Annotated in this window: 19 protein-coding genes, 1 rRNA gene and 2 other annotated features; of the genes, 4 read left to right on the top strand and 16 right to left on the bottom strand. The window is 41.0% G+C overall.

Annotation, left to right across the window (positions count from 1 at the left end):
- Positions 1-229: ribosomal RNA gene (locus GH754_RS14700) — 16S ribosomal RNA — on the bottom strand; the annotation flags it as partial.
- Between the two features lie 588 nt (positions 230-817).
- A complete protein-coding gene (locus GH754_RS14695; protein WP_153729433.1) occupies positions 818-1,678 on the bottom strand; it encodes a nucleotidyltransferase-like protein in 861 nt (286 codons plus the stop codon).
- Between the two features lie 125 nt (positions 1,679-1,803).
- On the opposite strand from GH754_RS14695, the gene GH754_RS14690 reads away from it, so the two are divergent.
- Positions 1,804-2,172, top strand: coding sequence for a YgzB family protein (locus GH754_RS14690; protein WP_153729432.1), 369 nt, complete (start codon positions 1,804-1,806; stop codon positions 2,170-2,172).
- Between the two features lie 95 nt (positions 2,173-2,267).
- Here GH754_RS14690 and perR read toward each other — a convergent pair whose 3' ends face one another.
- From perR to GH754_RS14675, 3 genes are all read right to left on the bottom strand, one after another.
- Positions 2,268-2,708, bottom strand: coding sequence for a peroxide-responsive transcriptional repressor PerR (gene perR, locus GH754_RS14685; protein ID WP_153729431.1), 441 nt, complete (start codon positions 2,706-2,708; stop codon positions 2,268-2,270).
- Positions 2,709-2,857: 149 nt separating this feature from the next.
- Positions 2,858-3,418, bottom strand: coding sequence for a cob(I)yrinic acid a,c-diamide adenosyltransferase (locus GH754_RS14680; protein ID WP_153729430.1), 561 nt, complete (start codon positions 3,416-3,418; stop codon positions 2,858-2,860).
- A 2-nt stretch (positions 3,419-3,420) separates the two neighbouring features.
- Complete coding sequence (locus tag GH754_RS14675) at positions 3,421-4,371, bottom strand: D-2-hydroxyacid dehydrogenase (RefSeq protein ID WP_153729429.1); 951 nt, start codon at positions 4,369-4,371, stop codon at positions 3,421-3,423.
- Positions 4,372-4,609: 238 nt separating this feature from the next.
- On the opposite strand from GH754_RS14675, the gene GH754_RS19990 reads away from it, so the two are divergent.
- Complete coding sequence (locus GH754_RS19990; protein WP_153729428.1) at positions 4,610-5,563, top strand: AEC family transporter; 954 nt, start codon at positions 4,610-4,612, stop codon at positions 5,561-5,563.
- 30 nt (positions 5,564-5,593) lie between these two features.
- Complete coding sequence (locus tag GH754_RS14665; RefSeq protein ID WP_153729427.1) at positions 5,594-5,785, top strand: hypothetical protein; 192 nt, start codon at positions 5,594-5,596, stop codon at positions 5,783-5,785.
- Between the two features lie 292 nt (positions 5,786-6,077).
- Here GH754_RS14665 and bcp read toward each other — a convergent pair whose 3' ends face one another.
- Complete coding sequence (gene bcp, locus GH754_RS14660; protein ID WP_153729426.1) at positions 6,078-6,545, bottom strand: thioredoxin-dependent thiol peroxidase; 468 nt, start codon at positions 6,543-6,545, stop codon at positions 6,078-6,080.
- A complete protein-coding gene (locus tag GH754_RS14655) occupies positions 6,535-7,023 on the bottom strand; it encodes a potassium channel family protein (RefSeq protein WP_153729425.1) in 489 nt (162 codons plus the stop codon). Before GH754_RS14655 ends, bcp begins: the two co-directional genes overlap by 11 nt.
- Before the next feature lie 319 nt (positions 7,024-7,342).
- Here GH754_RS14655 and GH754_RS14650 point away from each other — a divergent pair, with 319 nt between their 5' ends.
- Positions 7,343-9,196 (top strand): monovalent cation:proton antiporter family protein, encoded by a 1,854-nt coding sequence (locus tag GH754_RS14650; protein WP_153729424.1) that lies wholly within the window; start codon positions 7,343-7,345, stop codon positions 9,194-9,196.
- A gap of 82 nt (positions 9,197-9,278) precedes the next feature.
- Here the strand turns inward: GH754_RS14650 and trpA are convergent, their stop codons facing one another.
- The 9 genes from trpA to GH754_RS14605 form a co-directional block, all read right to left on the bottom strand.
- Positions 9,279-10,064 carry a tryptophan synthase subunit alpha gene (gene trpA, locus GH754_RS14645; RefSeq protein WP_153729423.1) on the bottom strand — a complete coding sequence of 262 codons (786 nt, stop codon included), beginning with the start codon at positions 10,062-10,064 and terminating at the stop codon, positions 9,279-9,281.
- Positions 10,057-11,262 carry a tryptophan synthase subunit beta gene (gene trpB, locus GH754_RS14640; RefSeq protein WP_153729422.1) on the bottom strand — a complete coding sequence of 402 codons (1,206 nt, stop codon included), beginning with the start codon at positions 11,260-11,262 and terminating at the stop codon, positions 10,057-10,059. The genes trpA and trpB overlap by 8 nt, the downstream gene beginning before the upstream one ends.
- A gap of 3 nt (positions 11,263-11,265) precedes the next feature.
- Positions 11,266-11,868 carry a phosphoribosylanthranilate isomerase gene (locus GH754_RS14635; protein ID WP_323742044.1) on the bottom strand — a complete coding sequence of 201 codons (603 nt, stop codon included), beginning with the start codon at positions 11,866-11,868 and terminating at the stop codon, positions 11,266-11,268.
- A gap of 2 nt (positions 11,869-11,870) precedes the next feature.
- Entirely contained in the window at positions 11,871-12,662 is a 792-nt protein-coding gene (trpC, locus tag GH754_RS14630; protein ID WP_153729420.1) for an indole-3-glycerol phosphate synthase TrpC, read from the bottom strand.
- Positions 12,659-13,690 carry an anthranilate phosphoribosyltransferase gene (trpD, locus tag GH754_RS14625; RefSeq protein WP_153729419.1) on the bottom strand — a complete coding sequence of 344 codons (1,032 nt, stop codon included), beginning with the start codon at positions 13,688-13,690 and terminating at the stop codon, positions 12,659-12,661. Before trpD ends, trpC begins: the two co-directional genes overlap by 4 nt.
- Complete coding sequence (locus GH754_RS14620) at positions 13,674-14,276, bottom strand: anthranilate synthase component II (RefSeq protein ID WP_153729418.1); 603 nt, start codon at positions 14,274-14,276, stop codon at positions 13,674-13,676. The genes trpD and GH754_RS14620 overlap by 17 nt, the downstream gene beginning before the upstream one ends.
- Positions 14,273-15,628 carry an anthranilate synthase component I gene (gene trpE, locus GH754_RS14615; protein ID WP_153729450.1) on the bottom strand — a complete coding sequence of 452 codons (1,356 nt, stop codon included), beginning with the start codon at positions 15,626-15,628 and terminating at the stop codon, positions 14,273-14,275. The genes GH754_RS14620 and trpE overlap by 4 nt, the downstream gene beginning before the upstream one ends.
- A gap of 104 nt (positions 15,629-15,732) precedes the next feature.
- Positions 15,733-15,995: a binding site (T-box leader), on the bottom strand.
- A 105-nt stretch (positions 15,996-16,100) separates the two neighbouring features.
- Positions 16,101-16,351, bottom strand: a binding site (T-box leader).
- Positions 16,352-16,481: 130 nt separating this feature from the next.
- Entirely contained in the window at positions 16,482-17,570 is a 1,089-nt protein-coding gene (locus GH754_RS14610) for a hypothetical protein (protein WP_153729417.1), read from the bottom strand.
- Positions 17,551-18,096, bottom strand: a complete 546-nt coding sequence (locus GH754_RS14605; protein WP_153729416.1) for a sigma-70 family RNA polymerase sigma factor — start codon at positions 18,094-18,096, stop codon at positions 17,551-17,553. Before GH754_RS14605 ends, GH754_RS14610 begins: the two co-directional genes overlap by 20 nt.
- Positions 18,097-18,214 lie beyond the last annotated feature (118 nt).

Raw genomic sequence — 18,214 nt, 5'->3', positions numbered from 1 at the left:
GCCGCCTTTCATCTTCGAACCATGCAGTTCAAAGTGTTATCCGGTATTAGCCCCGGTTTCCCGGAGTTATCCCAGTCTTACAGGCAGGTTGCCCACGTGTTACTCACCCGTCCGCCGCTCGTTCCACTAACGTCACCCCGAAGGGTTCAGTTAGCTTCCCGCGCTCGACTTGCATGTATTAGGCACGCCGCCAGCGTTCGTCCTGAGCCAAGATCAAACTCTCCAAAATAGTATTGGATGTTTAAAATCCAAAAAGCTCATAATTAAATCAAATTGCTATTAAAATAGCGAATTGACGTACTGGTTGGTTTGTTCAGTTTTCAAGGTTCGAATGTTGCCGCCTTTCAAAATAGCGACTTAATTATCATATCATGCCGTCAACTTAACGTCAACACTTTTTTAAAATCTCTTTAGCTGCGTTTCTCACAACGAATATTAATGTAACATGAATCTTTACATCATTTCAAGCACCATTTTTTGGTGTTGGATTTGTTAACACCGCTCTTGAGCGACAGGTAATAATATACCACGGACATTTAAGTTTGGTCAATACTTTTTTAGAAAAAACTTTAATAGGTCTAACAATAAAAAAGATCTTCCCTTTTATCAAGCATCCTACATTCATATTTTGTATCGTCTCTCCCTAATTAACCAAAACAAGAGGGATTCCTCTTCATTATATATGAACAATGAATCCCTAAGGAAACCCTTTTACTATGTTCCACCTATTCATATCTCAGCATAGCCTATGATTAACTCACGCTAATATAACTATGCACCTAGCCTAATAAACGTTCCAAAAAATACTCTTTACTTCCTATACTCGATATTTTCGATGATATATATTTTTCCCTTTTGTTTCTTCTTTTACAACCTCAACAATATCCCGTTCCACCAAATACTCTAATAGTGCACTTAAATCCAAAGCATAGGGCTGTACATCTGGGTGGTTCTTTAATTCTCCAATTGACCAGCTTTCTTTTTTAATCATTACATCTAATAAATAATGGGAGCATTTCTTAGCTCTCGAATTAATCATAAATTCACTAGCCAGTAACATTAACTCCACTCGCTTTTCCGTTACTTCATTACTTTGGGTTAATTCTTCATATAATTTATAGATTTCAGGCTCAATTTGTTTTACTTGCTTCCAAACCGTGACTTCAGGATGTAGTCCTTTTTCAATAACAGCTAATCTCGCTAGATAATGAAGTGACCGCACCATTTGACTGAATGAGTCTAAATAGTGCTGTGCATCATATAAAGAACGGCACTCTTTATAAGAACGAACTAATTTTGCAAACTCAATAACTTTTCTTAGTCCTCTTTTATCTTCTGGAAATTCACGGAGTTCTTCCTTGAGATTTTCCATATACTCATTACGATCAAATATAACCTTTCCAATTAACAACCATTCCATTACTCTTCTGTACCCGCTCGTATCAATCCAATGACGTAACTGTTTTTCATCTACTATGTGCATGGCCGCACGTTTATCTTCAAATTCATAATGCTTAATGAACCAAGGATCATCTGCATCACGAACGACAATAAATAGAATCACATCAAAATTATCGGTAATCGGACTAACCGGCTTTTCTTTTTCCACGACTAAAATGCCTAATGTATTTGAATGGCTTGCTCTTTCTTGGTAAATAGGTCTTAATAAGTCTTCCATAATCATACGCCTCCACAAAACTAATGTACTAAAAAGAATTCTACACGAAAATATAAAATCCTTTTTTCATATGAATAACTTCACGTATAATTATGCTATACTTCAATAGGAAAAGGAGGACTATAATGGCACTTCAATATAAAAATAAAATTAATAAAATACGCGGTTTTGCACTTGGTTTAATTTTTGCTGGCATGATTTTAATGTACTTAGGGCTCTTCTTTAAGGGAACCGAATGGGCTATGGTGACACTCATGATGCTTGGGGTCATTGCTATTATTTTTAGTACAGTCGTTTACTTTTGGATCGGAATGCTATCGACCAAGGCAGTTGTTGTCACCTGTCCATCCTGTGAAAAACAAACCAAAATGCTTGGACGAGTTGATGCTTGTATGCACTGCCGCCAGCCTTTAACAATGGACCGTTCTTTAGAAGGTAAAGAGTTTGATGAACGATATAATTCTAAAAAGCATCAAAAAGAATTGGAGCAATAGAAAATCCCCCTGTCAAAACATGGACAGGGGGATTTTTTGACGATTGTTCCAACTACAACAAAAGCTAGACCCATTTTAGAGCCTAGCTTTAATCTTTAGTGGCTAGTTACTGGTTTACAGCTATCACATGTACCGTACACTTCCATCCGATGATGACTAACATCAAAACCTGTAATCTGTTCTGCTATGGATTCAACCTCTTCTAAGCTTGGGTAATGAAAATCCACAATTTTGCCGCACTTATCACAGATAACATGATAGTGATCTGACGTATTACAATCAAATCGACTTGAAGAATCCCCATAGGTTAATTCACGTACTAAGCCAATTTCACGAAATACGCGCAAATTATTGTAAACAGTGGCGACACTCATGTTCGGAAATTTCCCCTCAAGCGCTTTATAAATGTCATCAGCAGTCGGATGTTTCTCTGATTGAATTAAGAATTCCAACACTGCATGACGCTGTGGTGTTATACGAACGCCAGACTCTCTTAACATTTCCAGTGCCTCGTGGAGTTGATCTGACACCGTCATGCACCTCTCTTTCAATCTTAGTATTTGTTCATACACGTACTTTTTATCAAATCTTAACAAAGAGATGAATGATTATTACATTATAATCTTTATAAATAGTTTACCGCCTTCAAATCTCCTTTGTCAATAAATGAACATTTTACCGCCCCTTAGACATCCGTTTTTAAAGGTGTTTCAGTCCCACCGCATTTTTCATTTACGTATCTGGCCGCCACAAATAACAAATCGGAAAGTCGATTGAGATAGGCATTCACCAAATTTTCACCCTCAGATTGATCGTCAATAGCTGTTGCAACCCGTTCCGCACGTCGGGTCACGGTTCTAGCTAGATGTAAGGCCGCAGAAGCCTTGTGACCAGATGGCAATATGAAGTTTTTTAAAGGCGTTAGATGCTGATCCCACTCATCAATACGCTCCTCTAATTCCTGAATGTGTTCTTTTTTCAGCTTCCACATAACCTCCTTGCCTTCGGGTGTAGCCAGCTCTGCCCCAACGTGAAAAAGAATCGTTTGAACGCGGTGCATAAAGGCTAGGAAATCATCCTTACCTTCAAAGCTTTCCCCCTCTAAATAGCTCAAAGCAAGGCCGATATTGGAATTGGCTTCATCACATGTTCCATACGCCTCCACACGAGCATCATTTTTCGGAACCCGCTGTCCATAAATGAGTGAAGTTGTTCCTTTGTCTCCAGATCTAGTGTATATTCTCATTCTTAATACCCCCTGTTTGGATCAATGACATTGATAAGATTTTTTTCATTATGTAAGTATTTCTTTAGATTCTGTTCAAATATTTCCATGGCTCGATGCTGATAAGGCTGAGATACGCCGGATATGTGCGGCGTTATGGTTACACTCTCCATATCCCAAAATGGATGTTTGTCTGGCAACGGTTCCTCTTGAAATACATCCAACACAGCGTGTGCAATGCTGCGCTTTTGCAACGCCTCCGTTAGGTCCGACTCATTCACCACATCCCCTCTTCCCATATTTAGAAAGACCCCATCATCCTTCATGGCATCAAACTGCTCTTTTCGAAATAAATTTTTCGTCTCTGGTGTACTAGGCAAAATAGAAATGACAACATCGGCATCGGGTAGCTTTGCGGTTAACGCATCGACTTTTATACATTCATCAAAATAATCAATAGGTCTGCCGCTTCTCGATACTCCAATCGTTCTCATCCGGAACGCTTTGGCCAACCGTGCCACCTCTTCACCAATGGCTCCTGCCCCAACGATTAGCAAAGTTTTACCATTGATTTCATTCATCTTTACCTTTTGATCCCATGTATGATTCCGTTCATTTTCCCATAGTGTTTTGGAGTTCCTTGACACCTGTAACACCATCGATATCGCATACTCCGACATTGGGACTCCATGAATTCCCCTAGCGTTCGTAACGATAATGGAGCGTTCCTTTATCGCTTGAAACGGCAATTGATCCACACCTGCAGATAAAACCATGATCCATTTCAAGTTTGAAGCTTTTTGAATATGCTCCTCTAATAAATCTCCTCCATATGTAATAAGAATGTCCGCATTTCCTAAATAGGCTTCCGCTGTTTCTATATCAGTACAAAACTGAAAGGTAACATCGGGAAAAGATTGTAGTAGCTTTTCTTGTATGCGTGATTTCACTTTACATGTGGTTAGAATGTTCATTTTCTGACCTCCAGAACAAACCAAATTCTTTATTACAAGCATACCTAATTTTAGCTGCCATTGCATTCCTTAATATATATATAAATTTGTATCTGTAAAATTATTATCAAATTTTTCTTATCTTTATAATTTCATTAAGGCTGTGTTTCTACTATATAATGGTGATGTCATACTATTTCTAGTAAACTATTTATATTTACTAGCTTATCTTTTCGGTGCAAGAAAGCGAGGTTTTACAGTGCAAATCATCATTAATGCCGTCATCCCCATCTTCGCAATCATCCTATGTGGTTATTTAGCAGGACGCTTTCAATTAGTTTCGGTCTCAGGAGCTCAATCCTTAAATCACTTTGTCTATTATTTTGCGTTACCAGCCTTATTATTTTTCTCCCTATCCACGACCCCAATTGAGCAAATAACAAACTGGACCTTTATACGGTTAAATTTTGTCGTGACCTTGATTTGTTTTTTTGGTGCTATGATAGTGGTACGCAAAGTCTTTAAGAAAAAATCCCCTAATATAGCACTTCATGGTATGGCAGCCTCTTACGGCAATACTGGTTTTTTAGGCATCCCTTTTGTCGTTGCGGCGTTTGGACAGGAAGCAGCTGTGCCCGCGGCCATCGCCACCTTTACATATGATATTGTCATCATTACGTTGGTTATTTTAATTTTTGAACTGTCAAATGCAAAAGGTGACACGAAAAAGTTAGTTCCGTTAATGACTCAAATCGGTAAGGGTATTTTTCTAAATCCAATTAACCTATCCCTTATACTCGGTGTGGTCATTTCGTCATTACAAATCACGGTTCCCAATCCAATACAGGTTTTTGCTGATATATTAGGTTCTGCTGCTGGACCGACGGCTTTATTTGCATTAGGCTTGGGATTGTTAAGTCGAAATGCAGGAACATCGAATGGTTTTATTTCAAGTGGGGAGATAGGCGTAATCATTGGATTGAAATTGATTTTGATGCCAGTTGTCATGGGATTGCTCATTTTATATGTATTTTCCCTTGATGAGCTTTGGGCAACCGTCGCACTCATCCTATCTGCATTACCAATTGGAGCTCTCGTGAATGTCTTTGCGGAGAAATATGGAGTTATGGTCGACCGAGCACCTAAAATGATTTTGCTTTCAACGGTGCTATCTATTTTTACCTTGTCCGTTTTGCTTATTTTAATAGGATAAGAATTAGAGAATTTTATGGAGGGGACCGTTGTGAAGGCTTTCTTGAATAAACATTATCATTGGTTATTTTTAATAGTGGTCAGTATTAGTTTTATTTTGAGTTTAGTGAATTTCGACCCATCAACTAAAGGGATTGTAGCCATAATTTTTGGCGGAATTGGCTTTCTGGGTGTGGTTTATTTGGTTGTTCGTATTGAGGTGCAGAATCGGAAAAATGGTTAGCTTTATTTTAGAGGCTTCGGGGTGCTGGAGGTCGAGTGCTAAAGATTAAGGGGTAAATGCTATAGTATGTGTTGATTTTGCTGAAGATGAGAGCATTTGCTGAAGTTTCATTTCACTTTGCTAAAGTTGCAGATTTACATGCTAAAGTATAAACAACTTTTGCTTAATAAAGGGCTTGATTTGCTAAATAACACCGGTGGGCGCGAATCACAAACGATAATACCAACAGCGCCACAACCGCACCTCCATAAAAAAAGCTCCTAGATGAAATCCCATCCAGAAGCCTCATTACTTAAAGCTCTTCCTTAATAAACTGCAACGCCTCTTCCACGTGCCCTTTCACCTTCACCTTTCGCCACTCTTTCGCGATTTTTCCTTCCTTATCAATGACAAAGGTCGAACGCTCAATGCCCATGTATTCTTTTCCGAAGTTTTTCTTCAGCTTCCAGGCATCAAATTGCTCAGCTACTTTGTGATCCTCATCTGCCAATAGCAAAAATGGCAAATCATGCTTTTCAATAAACTTTTCATGACGATCGATTGGATCAGGGCTTATCCCAAGAATGACCGCATCAAGCTCTGCAAAGCTCTCGTGATGGTCACGGAAATCACAAGCCTCAGTCGTACAGCCTGGGGTCATATCTTTCGGATAGAAATAGACGACCACGTTTTTTCCACGGAAATCAGATAGTTTAACTTGTTCACCATTGCTTGCTGGTAATTCAAAATCTGGTGCTTGCTTGCCTATTTCAATTGTCAATGCCATCCCTCCATCTCTTCTTTTCCTTTAGCGTATCGGAGTTTGGCAAATTATTCAAATGTTTGATGTTGTTTTCTTCATATTGGGAATCGCGTAGAACACGTACAAAAAAAGCAGCTGGCAAAACATACCCTAGCATGGCCTCCAATAGCGCAATAAATTTACCAATTCCAATCGGGGTAATGTCCCCATAACCAATCGTCATCAACGTCACGCCACTAAAATAGATAGCATGTCCTAAGCGATCGAGCTGTGAAGTACCTTGTAAATAGCCTTCATTTAATAGCGGAATCCCTTTTTGAGAGAGGAGAAAATAAAAAAGGCCAAAGCCAATCATCACTGTTAAGTAGATAATGACCAATATATAAAACTGATCAAAGGAAAACCTCCCTCGAATCTGTTCCTTCCGCTTAAAGTATGTGTAAAGGCTTGATGCCATAATGTATAAAATCAACGCCGCAGAAATCCAAATCACCATTCGCATCACCTATTTGAATTTATGCTAATCTAAGGGCAAACATGCAAACAATGCGAGCTCGCTATAGAAGTAATCAGAGCGCAATATAAAGCATATATTCACCTAACTAGGGGAAATTATGAAGAGGTAATATACTATTAAATACGAGGATACTTTACCACTTTAAAGCAGCTGGGGACTGTCCCCCACCGCTTTAAAGTGGTAAAGCGATTTTTATTGCTTTATTTTTAGAAAAATTTATTGTATATTTAGTTCCTGATTAAGCGTAATTTTATAAGGGTAATTGCCCCATGTATTTTAAGATAGAAAGGAAGGTCGTATGGAGGAACACACATCTGTAACATCGTTAATTATTGTACTATTAGCCGCATTCATCACACCTATCATCTTGAAAAAGTTCAAGCTTAACATCATTCCTGTTGTCGTGGCCGAAATCATCGTTGGATTGATTATCGGTAAAAGTGGGTTAGACCTTGTGGAACCAGATCCCTGGATCACCATTTTGTCTACATTAGGCTTTATCTTCCTGATGTTTTTGAGTGGGGTTGAAATAGATTTTTCCGTTTTCAAAAACGATAAAGGTAAAAATAGAAAGAAAACATCTACTGGAAAAACCGAACCAAATGGGTTTGCGGTTTCATCCGTTATTTTTATTTTCATTCTAATTGTTTCTTATTTAATTTCATTTGGATTACAAGCCGTGGGTCTTGTGGAGAACACCTTCTTTATGACGCTTGTCATTTCCACGATTTCTCTAGGGGTGGTTGTCCCGACCTTAAAAGAAGCGGAAATTATGAAATCAGGTATTGGTCAAATCATATTGATCATAGCTGTCTTAGCTGATTTGGTCACCATGATTTTGTTAGCCGTTTTCGTGTCCTTTCACGAGGAAGGCGGAAACACCTGGCTACTTCTCTTATTATTCGTGGCGGGGGTTCTCCTGTACTTCGGGGGTAAATTCTTTAGAAATAATACGTTTTTCGCCTCTCTATCAACAGGAACAGTCCAAATAGAAACGAGAGCGATTTTTGCTCTTTTAATGGTTTTAGTCGGATTATCAGAATCGCTTGGTGCAGAAAATATATTAGGTGCATTTTTAGCTGGGGTACTTGTTTCTTTGCTATCACCCAAAAAGGAAATTATCCATCAGCTAGACTCATTTGGATACGGATTCCTTATTCCTATCTTCTTTGTGATGGTTGGGGTCGATTTAGATCTTTGGGAGCTCTTTCAATATTCAAGTGTATTTATCTTAATCCCATTGCTACTAGTAGGTTTACTCTTATCGAAACTCATCCCTATTTTAATCCTCAAGCGCTGGTATGACTGGCGTACGGTTTTAGGATCAGGGTTCTTGCTTACTTCAACACTCTCTTTAGTTGTTGCAGCAGCTAAGCTTGGGGAAAGAATTGGCGTTATTGATACAGTTATGTCCTCAGCGTTAATCTTATTAGCCGTGGTCGCATGTATCATTACACCAATTCTATTTAAAAAGGTCTTTCCACTTCAAGAGGTGTCAAGCAAGAAGAAAATGGTCAAAATTGTGGGGGCAAACCAGCTGACCTTGCCATTATCAAATGAACTTGATAAGCAGGAATTTGACGTTTGTCTTTACCATACGAAAAAGAGCGAGACCTTAAATACGGAAGTTGATCGCTCGAAATTTAGGGTTATTGGAATTTCTGACTTTTCAATTGAGGAAATGGAGAAAAACAACATCTTTGAAACGGATATTTTAGTTGTTTCAACGAACAATGATGAACGTAACTTTGAAATTTCGAAATACGCTCATGACCAGGGCATTGAAAACATTGTGACCCGGATTGAATCTCCTGATAAAAGTAAGGAGTTAAAAGAATACGATGTCAATGTGTTCTCTTCCTTCTTCTCAACTAAGGCAATGATGAAAGCTATGGTTCAATCTCCTCACGTTGCAGATATCTTTACAACGAGAGAGGAAGGATTGGTTGAGATTGAAATGGAAAACAGTGCCTTTGATGGTGTAGAATTACGCAGATTTCCGTTCCTTGGCGATGCCATCATTGTTCGGATATTCCGAAGCAATGAGTCTCTCATTCCACACGGGGATACCGAAATCAAGCTCGGTGACCAACTTATCGTCACAGGCAGTGAAGAAAGCATAGAAGAATTACGCGAAACCATGAAAAGATAAAGCAAGTGGGCCTAAGCCCACTTGCTTTTTTTCATGCACCGCATTAACGCGTTACCACATCAAGGGACTGTCCCCCGGTGCTTTAAAGTATTAAAGGGTTGCTAGCTTTGATGAGGTTATGGATTTCGTCTTGTTTGCCTTCTTCCCATAGGGAGATGATCTTACTTCCGACAATGACGCCGTCACATTTAGAGCCAATATCCTGCACATGCTCAGGACTCGAGATCCCAAAGCCAGCGAGCACAGGTACATGGCTATATTGTTTAATCCGTTTTAAGTAGCTCCCTAAATGCTCACTAACACCTGAACGAGCTCCTGTAATACCATTCACCGTCACTGCATAAACAAATCCCTCTGAGGCCTCCGCTATTTTACGGATTCTTTCCTCTGGGCTCATTAACGTCACCAACTGAATGAGCGCTAACTCCTCCTGCCGCAAAAACGGTGTGACAATGTCTGACTGCTCTACCGGTAAATCTGGAATAATCAATCCGCTCACACCTGCAGCTCCCGCATCCTTGCTAAATGCTTCCACACCGTATTGATAGACTGGATTAAAATACGTCATGAGAATTAAAGGAACATCAACCTTTTCTTTGATTCCTTCCAAATATGCCAATACCTTACGTAACGTAGTTCCCTCCGCGAGTGCCCGCTGCCCTGCTGCTTGAATCGTTGGCCCATCTGCAACAGGATCAGAAAACGGAATCCCAAGCTCAATGGCGGTAACTCCTGATTCGGCTAAAAAGAGAATCTTTTCCTCCAAGGATTCAAGCCCTCCATCTCCAGCCATGATATAAGGAACAAAAGCCTTACCACCTGACTTCTCAACCTGCTGAAATGCGTGCTCTAAGCGCTGTTTACTCATGCTCTCCACCTCCTAATGCTGCCTTAATCGTTTCAACGTCTTTATCGCCACGCCCTGATAAACAAATGACAATCGACTCTTCAGGTGACATCTGCTTCGCCAGTTCCACCGCATAGGCCACGGCATGAGAGCTTTCCAACGCCGGAATGATCCCTTCTGTTTTACATAAAAGCTGAAAGCCCTCTATAGCCTCATCGTCCGTAACCGAGGTATACTCAACCCGGCCAATATCCTTCAAATAGCTATGCTCTGGTCCAACACCAGGATAATCAAGTCCTGCTGAAATGGAGTGCGCCTCCTGAATTTGGCCATTATCATCCTGTAGCAAATACATCATCGCTCCATGTAGAGAACCCACAGACCCTTTCGTTAACGAGGCCGCGTGTTTATCAGTTTCCAAACCATCACCAGCTGCTTCAACTCCATATAACGACACATCCTCATCCTGCACAAATGGATAAAACATCCCCATTGCGTTACTGCCGCCACCAATACAAGCCACAACCGCATCAGGAAGTCGTTGTTCAGCTTCAAAAAATTGCTCCTTCGTTTCCTTCCCTATCACACTTTGAAAGTCGCGCACCATTTTTGGAAACGGATGAGGCCCTAAAACAGAACCGATAATATAATGGGTATCCTCCACATTGGTGACCCAATACCTAAGCGCCTCATTGACTGCATCCTTTAACGTAGCGCTTCCTTGATTAACACCGACAACCTTAGCACCAAGCAGCTCCATTCGGAATACGTTCAGTTTCTGACGCCTAATATCCTCTTCGCCCATAAAAATGACGCAGTCTAAATTTAAGAGAGCACAAACTGTTGCGGTTGCTACACCATGCTGACCAGCCCCAGTCTCGGCCACAATTTTTTGTTTCCCCATACGAACTGCTAATAACGCCTGCCCAATCGTGTTATTAATTTTATGGGCACCTGTATGGTTCAAATCCTCCCGCTTCAAATAAATCTTCGGGCCACGTAGCTTTCGAGTTAGATTTTCTGCAAAATACAAAGGATTCTCCCGACCAATGTATTGCTTCAAATAGTAGTTTAATTGTTTATGAAACTCCTCATCCTTTAACGCCTGTTCATAAGCCTCTTCCAGCTCAATCACAGCCTGCATTAAGGTTTCTGGCACATAACGTCCGCCAAATGAACCAAATTGCCCCATCTCATCGGGTTGTTGATATATTGTCATCGTTCATCGCTCCTTTTTTGCTCGCTGAATAAAGATTTGGATTTTTTCTAGGTCCTTCATACCGTCTATTTCCACGCCACTAGATACATCCACCATAGCAGGATTCACCTCGCTAATGGCCGCCTGAATATTATCAGGCTTTAACCCTCCTGCTAAAATCACTTGTTCACGCGGGATATTGACGTCTTTCAGTAAGCTCCAATCAAACGTCATCCCACTTCCACCCCGATACTTTCCGCCTGGGCTGTCAAAGAGGTAATAGGCGACATCATATTGGCTTGCTTTTTGAATGTCACCGCTATTTTTAATTGAAAAAGCTTTAATCACAGGGACTGGAATCTCCCGACAAAAATCGGGCGACTCCTCCCCATGTAGCTGAACAAAATTTAAGCCTACCTGCTGAATGCCATCTAGAACTTCTTTTAACGTCGGATTCACAAACACCCCAACCTTCTGCACCTGTGTTGGGACATATGCAGCTAGCAACTTTGCTTTTTCAGTTGAGATCCTCCGCTTACTATCCGCAAACATAAATCCGATAAAATCGGCGCCGGCCTCAACAGCCGCCTGCAGTGATTCCGTATTTTGTATTCCACAAATTTTCACCTTCAAGCCCGCTCACCTACTAAGGAAACCTTAAAATTCGCCAATGCTTCGGCTAAGTTGTCTGAGCGCATTAAGGTTTCTCCAACTAAAATCCCTCTTGCCCCCGTCTGGACAATCCGCTCTGCATCGTCCGCTGTTCGAAATCCACTTTCACTAATGATTAATGTATCTGGTGAAGTAATGCTGCCCGCCAGCTGTTCGGTTACATCAAGACGTACGTCAAAGGTCTTTAAATCACGGTTGTTGATGCCAATGATATTCGCTCCTATCTCCTTCGCAACCGCTAATTCTTCTTCATTATGAACCTCAAATAGAACCTCAAGCTGTTTGGATTTGGCGTATTGATACAATTGATCCAATTCCGCTTGGGAAAGGGCACTGGCAATAAGCAAAATCACATCCGCTCCACTAGCTTTAGCCCGATCAATCTGAATCGTATCAATAATAAAATCCTTACATAAAATTGGCACATCCACGACTTCCCGCACCTTACGTAAATCATCCATTGTACCTTTAAAAAATGGCGTGTCTGTTAATACCGAGATGGCGCCAGCACCAGCCTCAACATATTGCTTCGCCTGCTCAACCGGATTGACTCCCACATCAATATCGCCTTTCGATGGGGATGCTCTTTTAATTTCCGAAATCACATTTAAATGATTGCTATTCATAAAAGCGTTATACAATGACCTGTGCTGATCATCCAATCCCCGATCTGTATCCACGTATTCCTTTTTCAGTCGTGCAACCTCTTTTTCTTTTTCCTTTAAAATTCGGTCTAAAATAGTCGTCATGCCTGCTTCACTCCACGCGTACGATTTTGGCTCACTTCAATCAATTTATTTAACTTGGCAAGAGCTGCTCCCGATTGGATGCTTTCCCTCGCTACCTCAACGCCTTCTCGAATGGTTCCGACACTACCATGGGCAAACAAGGTTAGCGCAGCATTTAGAAGAACTGTTTCATATGGAGCGCCTTCTTCCCCTTTTAAAACTTGTAATAAAATACCGGCATTTTCATCAGCATTTCCCCCTTTAATCGCCTCTAGTGGATAACGATTAAGCCCAAGCTCCTCTGGTTCAAGGGTAAATGGAATGATTTCGCCCTCATCCAGTAACACAAGATGATTTTCACCAGCTAATGAAGCTTCATCCATATACCCTGCCCCATTCAGAACAATCGCCCGTTTCCGTCCTAGCTGATGCAAGGCAGTTGCCACCATCTCTAGTCGGTCCCGTTGGTTAATGCCTAAAAGCTGGGTTTCTAGCTCAACTGGATTGGTCAAAGGTCCAATTAAATTAAAAACAGTTGGCACCTTCAATTCTTTTCGAACCTTCATGATTTGCTTGAGCTTTGGATGAACGTGTGGGGCAAATAAAAAGGCGATACCCGTATGCTCAAGTAAGTCCTCTACCTCTTCTGGGGAAAAGTCGAGCGAAACTCCAAGGGACTCTAGAACATCCGCGCTACCGGTTTTACTCGATACACTGCGGTTGCCGTGTTTCGCCACCTTCACACCTGCACCAGCTACAACAAACGCTGTTGTCGTACTAATGTTAAAGCTTTGCGATCCGTCCCCACCTGTACCGCAGTTATCGATAATACCGGAGTAGGCTTTGGAAAATGGAAGAGCGTGACGTCTAAGCACCTCAACCAATCCTGCTACCTCTTCAGGTGTTTCGCCTTTTAATTTTAACCCCATTAAAAATGCCGCAATTTCACTATCTGAAACCGAGTCGGCAAATAAATGCTCCGCTGCTTCAGTCATTTCCGTAATCGTCAAATTGTCACCCGCTGATAAAGATTCAAGATACGCTTTCATTTTGTTCATGCTCCTTTCGAATAAGTTCAAAGTAATTTTTTAGGATGCTTTTTCCCGCTGCCGTCCCAATTGATTCCGGATGAAATTGGAGGCCAAATAGTGGATATGACCTGTGCCTGATGGCCATTAACTCCCCATCATCCAGTGCCGTTGCCAGCACGTCGAACGACTCAGGGAGAGTATTTCTGTCAATTACCAATGAGTGATATCTCATGGTCTCTAATGGAACAGAAAAGTATTGAAACAGCTCTTCTCCGTTGTGCTTGATTTTAGACGTTTTCCCATGCTTCATTTGTTTAGCCTGGGTAATGGTGGCGCCAAATGCTGCCCCAATCGCCTGGTGTCCAAGACAAATCCCTAAGATGGGAATCGATTTGTAAAAGGTTTGGATGATCTCGATGCATGCCCCCGCATCCTGTGGGTAGCCTGGCCCTGGTGATAAAACAATCGCCTCTGGCTGAAGTTGTTGAATCTGGTCCACGTTGATTTTGTCATTCCGGACGACCTCAACCTCTTTCCCTAATTCGCCAAGATATTGATATAGGTTATACGTAAAAGAATCATAGTTATCGATGAGCAAAATCATCCTTCCACCTCCAGTAAGGCCCTTGCTTTGTGAAGGGTCTCCTCATATTCCTTTTCAGGGACCGAATCAAGCACGACTCCCGCACCTGCTTGCACATATGCGGTATGATTTTTAATCACCATTGTGCGGATGGCGAGTGCAAAATCGAGGTCGCCATTGACGTTGATGTATCCAACTGCTCCTGAATAAGCTCCCCGTTTTGACGGCTCAAGGTCATTGAGGATTTCCATGGCGCGAATTTTCGGTGCCCCCGAAACCGTTCCAGCGGGTAAGCAGGAAACTAACGCATCCAAACTGCTGATGTTTTGTTGGAGTGTTCCTTTCACCTCAGATACGATGTGCATCACATGTTTGTAGCGCTCAATCGTCATGTATTTGGTCACTTCTACACTGCCAATTTCAGAAACCTTTCCGACATCGTTTCGTCCAAGGTCCACTAGCATTCGATGTTCGGCTAGTTCTTTTTCATCTGACAGCAATTCCTCCTCAAGCTCCTTATCCTCTTGCTCAGTTGCCCCGCGCTTTCTCGTTCCCGCTATTGGATTTGTTAGAATTTCGCTACCTTGTACCTGTATCAAGCTTTCTGGTGATGCCCCTAAAATCAAATAATCTTCAAAATCGAGATAAAACATATATGGAGACGGGTTGGACGTTCGTAAACTCCTGTAGAAGGAAAAGGCGTCCCCACGAAACTCAGCCTGAAGTCGTTGGGATAAAACGACCTGGAAGGCATCTCCCTGTTTGATATGGCCCTTGATTTTTTTGACCTTTTCCTCGTACGCTTGCTTTGTTTGGTTTGAGGTGAAGGTTCCTGTTTTTACAGGCTCTAAGTTAAATTCCTGTTGTGATGGAGTTTTTAATTGCACTTCCATTTGCTCAAGTTGGTTTTCCATTTGGTCTTCCGTAAGTGTATTGGAGAGGTTCATCACTACAAGATAAATTTGTTGCAGCTGATGATCCATCACCACGACCTTTTCGTAAAAATGAAAATGGGCATCAGGCATTTGTAAGTCGTCAGGTGGTGTAATCCCAATTTGTTCATATTGACGAATGACATCATAGCCGATATAGCCAACTCCTCCGCCGTAAAAAGGAAAGGGGAGCTGGTTTGTGTTGGTTTGGATTTGCTTTTGGATCGTATCGATGACGTTTTCTTGGATAATCTCGGTTTCGCCATTTGTTTGGTTTAACTCGGTATGCTGTCCCGTGCCCTTAATTTCTAAATAGGGGTCACTGCCTATAAATGAGTAACGGCCTGACTTTTCGTGTTTGAGCGAGCTTTCTAGTAAAAATTTCTTCCTACCCTTTAATCGATGAAAAATTGATATCGGGGTTAAGGTGTCGCCCTTCATTTCTTTGACTTTACATTTGGTTTGCGTTTGAACGTCCAAGCTTTGTTACCTCCTTTTTAGCTAAAAATAAAAATCCCCCAATCACACATAGTTGATATGTGCAATTGGAGGACGGTTAACCGCGGTGCCACCTCGCATTGGATTCGTAGGCTTTTGCTTAAACATAGCCAGTAGAATCCCTCTTAGTTCAGGTACGCTTTTGATACCCTATCCCTGTAACGGGGGAGACCGTTTTTCCCTACTACTTTTCGTTCAGGAAAACTCTCGTAAGTCCATTCGGTAAATCCAATCACACTAGGCTCTCACCATGCCCTAGCTCTCTGTAATGATTTCAGATTCACGTACTCCTCTTACTCGTTGATTTTCGGTTATTTAGTTTTTGTGGGTTGGTTTTTTGTTTATTATTTGGTTCATTTTACATGATTTTGTTTTGGTCGCCGGCCCCTCTAAATATACAAAAAGGGCCCCTCATCCAAAGGACGAGGAACCCGTGGTACCACCTTTATTAATTGCCAAAATGCAATTCACTTTTCGGTATCTACGCCAAAATGCTTCAATACCTATCTCTTGTAACGATGAGATCTTCGCCAAAGCCTACTTTCCAGCTGGAGTTCGGTTTGGAGGCTCAGAAGGCCATTCACTTTTATTTTTGCACTGGTTCACAGCGACCACCAGCTCTCTGCAGCATCAACAAAAGCTACTCTTCTTCTTCAACACCCAATATTTTCATGTCACGAAAAATTATTTGATTATTATGATAGTACCCAAAACTCAAAAAGTCAAGAACAAATTTTATCACTTTAATGCTTTAACGCAGCTGGGGACTGTCCCCCGTTGCTTTAAAGTGGTAAAGCTATTTTTCTTCACGCTGTTTTAGAAATTCGATGAGGTCTTCTAGGTTATAGGTTTTGTAGATCATTTCTTTGTGATCAAAGACGACGTAGGCTGGGGATTTTTCTAGGTTTAGGAACTTGTATTTTTCATTGATTGATTCTAGTGAATCTACACTTTTTGAAGTACTCACATTTTGACGAATGCCATTTTCTACAAATACCTTCTGATTGAATTCTTTCCAATCAAATTGTTGTTTATTCTCATCTACAATGAGCAATGATAAGCTTCCTTCATCTTTCGATATTAACGGATACTGTTCATCAAAATTAAAGGTTTCCATCGTTCTCATAACCTTGCCTGTGTCTGCGATAAATTCAATTTTTTCTGGTTCGGTATTGCTTTTATAAATAAACCCACCATTATGAGGATGACTAATAAAGGTCTCATCTTCTGTTTTAATACGTACTTTTTCAATGTATTCAAGATCACGTCCAGCGACTGTGCCAAAACCAATACCCTCATTTTCAATATACTTATGATCATAATCATTTATCGTTCGAATGGTATGATTTATTGAAAGTGTTCTCCCCTCAACACTTCCATCTTCTCTAAATTTAACTTCAATTAGAGGGATATAGGGGACCATAAATTGCTCCTGATTGTAATATTTACTCATCACATACCAACGGCCATCTTGTTTTATAGAAGTGATGATTTCAATATCTTCTTTATTAATGGACAGCTGAGTATTACTCAAAATATGTGTCCTGACCATAGACTGCACCGCATCCTCAAGCTCAACAGGCAAATCATCTTCATCCGAAAATACCGCACTAACTTCCTCTCCACCAGGTTGCTGAGACGGGGTATCTGTAAAAGGACTCTGCCCCTGAAAGTAGGATAATAAAATCACAGCAAACAAGACACTAGCCACTCCACATAACCAATATTTTGCTCCTGGGAAAAATCGGTGATTACCTTTTCTACTAGGACTTTCAGACAATTGAACAAACGTTTGTTTGATTTTTTCCTCAACATGAAACGGTACTTTTATATCTTCTTTTTCAGCCCTCTGCCTCAATTCCTCATCAATTCTCTTGTGATCCACTTTCTTTCCTCCTCCTTTCTATCCCATCTAACTTCAGTAAATCTGCCAAACTAGCACGCGCCCGATTCAACCTCGACTTTACTGTTCCTTCACGCAATTTCAAAATGTCCGCAATTTCCTTAATCGAATACTGCTCATAGTAGAAAAGAATGAGGATTGTTCGATGTTTCTCTTTTAACTTAGCAATCTCATCAAATAGTTCATAATGCTGCTTCAGCTCCGCACGATTTTCAGCCAAAAGCTCCACCGACTCCATGGGTACCACACGCTTTTGTTTTTTCAACAGGTCATAGCATTTATGAATCAGAATCCTCGTTATCCATGCTTTAAAGGCACCCAGGTCTTTTAAAGTATGAATAGAATAATAGCTTTTCATAATCGCCTCTTGAATAGCATCCCCACAATCTGCATCATCTCTTAAAATCCCTTTAGCCACACGATACAAGGAATCCTGGCACTCTGTAATCAGGCGAGTAAATGCTTCCTTATCTCCCTTTTGCGCTAACCAAACATCTCGCTCCTCCACGGTCCACCCTCCTTCTATCCTTAAGACTTCACATCTATCAAAAAGGTTCCATTCCACTTCAAAAAGTGCAAAATTTATAAAACCATGGTAATCCACCCCAGTACAACTGTAAACCTAT

This window comes from Salinibacillus xinjiangensis, assembly GCF_009649735.1.
In the GTDB taxonomy this organism is placed as follows: Bacteria; Bacillota; Bacilli; order Bacillales; family Alkalibacillaceae; genus Salinibacillus; species Salinibacillus xinjiangensis.
The sequence above is the reverse complement of the archived record's forward strand: the minus strand, read 5'-3'. Positions and strand labels throughout refer to the sequence as shown.

What these genes read in the sequence shown, in the direction of transcription:
- trpD (WP_153729419.1), bottom strand. Translation starts at nt 13,690, where the DNA reads ATGAAAGCGTATCTTGAATCTTTATCAGCGGGTGACAATTTGACGATT.
- GH754_RS14620 (WP_153729418.1), bottom strand. Translation starts at nt 14,276, where the DNA reads ATGATTTTGCTCATCGATAACTATGATTCTTTTACGTATAACCTATAT.
- perR (WP_153729431.1), bottom strand. Translation starts at nt 2,708, where the DNA reads ATGACGGTGTCAGATCAACTCCACGAGGCACTGGAAATGTTAAGAGAG.
- trpB (WP_153729422.1), bottom strand. Translation starts at nt 11,262, where the DNA reads ATGACAATATATCAACAACCCGATGAGATGGGGCAATTTGGTTCATTT.
- trpC (WP_153729420.1), bottom strand. Translation starts at nt 12,662, where the DNA reads ATGACGACTATTTTAGACCGAATTTTAAAGGAAAAAGAAAAAGAGGTT.
- GH754_RS14690 (WP_153729432.1), top strand. Translation starts at nt 1,804, where the DNA reads ATGGCACTTCAATATAAAAATAAAATTAATAAAATACGCGGTTTTGCA.
- GH754_RS14650 (WP_153729424.1), top strand. Translation starts at nt 7,343, where the DNA reads ATGGAGGAACACACATCTGTAACATCGTTAATTATTGTACTATTAGCC.
- GH754_RS14695 (WP_153729433.1), bottom strand. Translation starts at nt 1,678, where the DNA reads ATGGAAGACTTATTAAGACCTATTTACCAAGAAAGAGCAAGCCATTCA.
- GH754_RS14680 (WP_153729430.1), bottom strand. Translation starts at nt 3,418, where the DNA reads ATGAGAATATACACTAGATCTGGAGACAAAGGAACAACTTCACTCATT.
- GH754_RS14675 (WP_153729429.1), bottom strand. Translation starts at nt 4,371, where the DNA reads ATGAACATTCTAACCACATGTAAAGTGAAATCACGCATACAAGAAAAG.
- trpA (WP_153729423.1), bottom strand. Translation starts at nt 10,064, where the DNA reads ATGAGTAAACAGCGCTTAGAGCACGCATTTCAGCAGGTTGAGAAGTCA.
- GH754_RS14655 (WP_153729425.1), bottom strand. Translation starts at nt 7,023, where the DNA reads ATGGTGATTTGGATTTCTGCGGCGTTGATTTTATACATTATGGCATCA.
- trpE (WP_153729450.1), bottom strand. Translation starts at nt 15,628, where the DNA reads ATGAAGGGCGACACCTTAACCCCGATATCAATTTTTCATCGATTAAAG.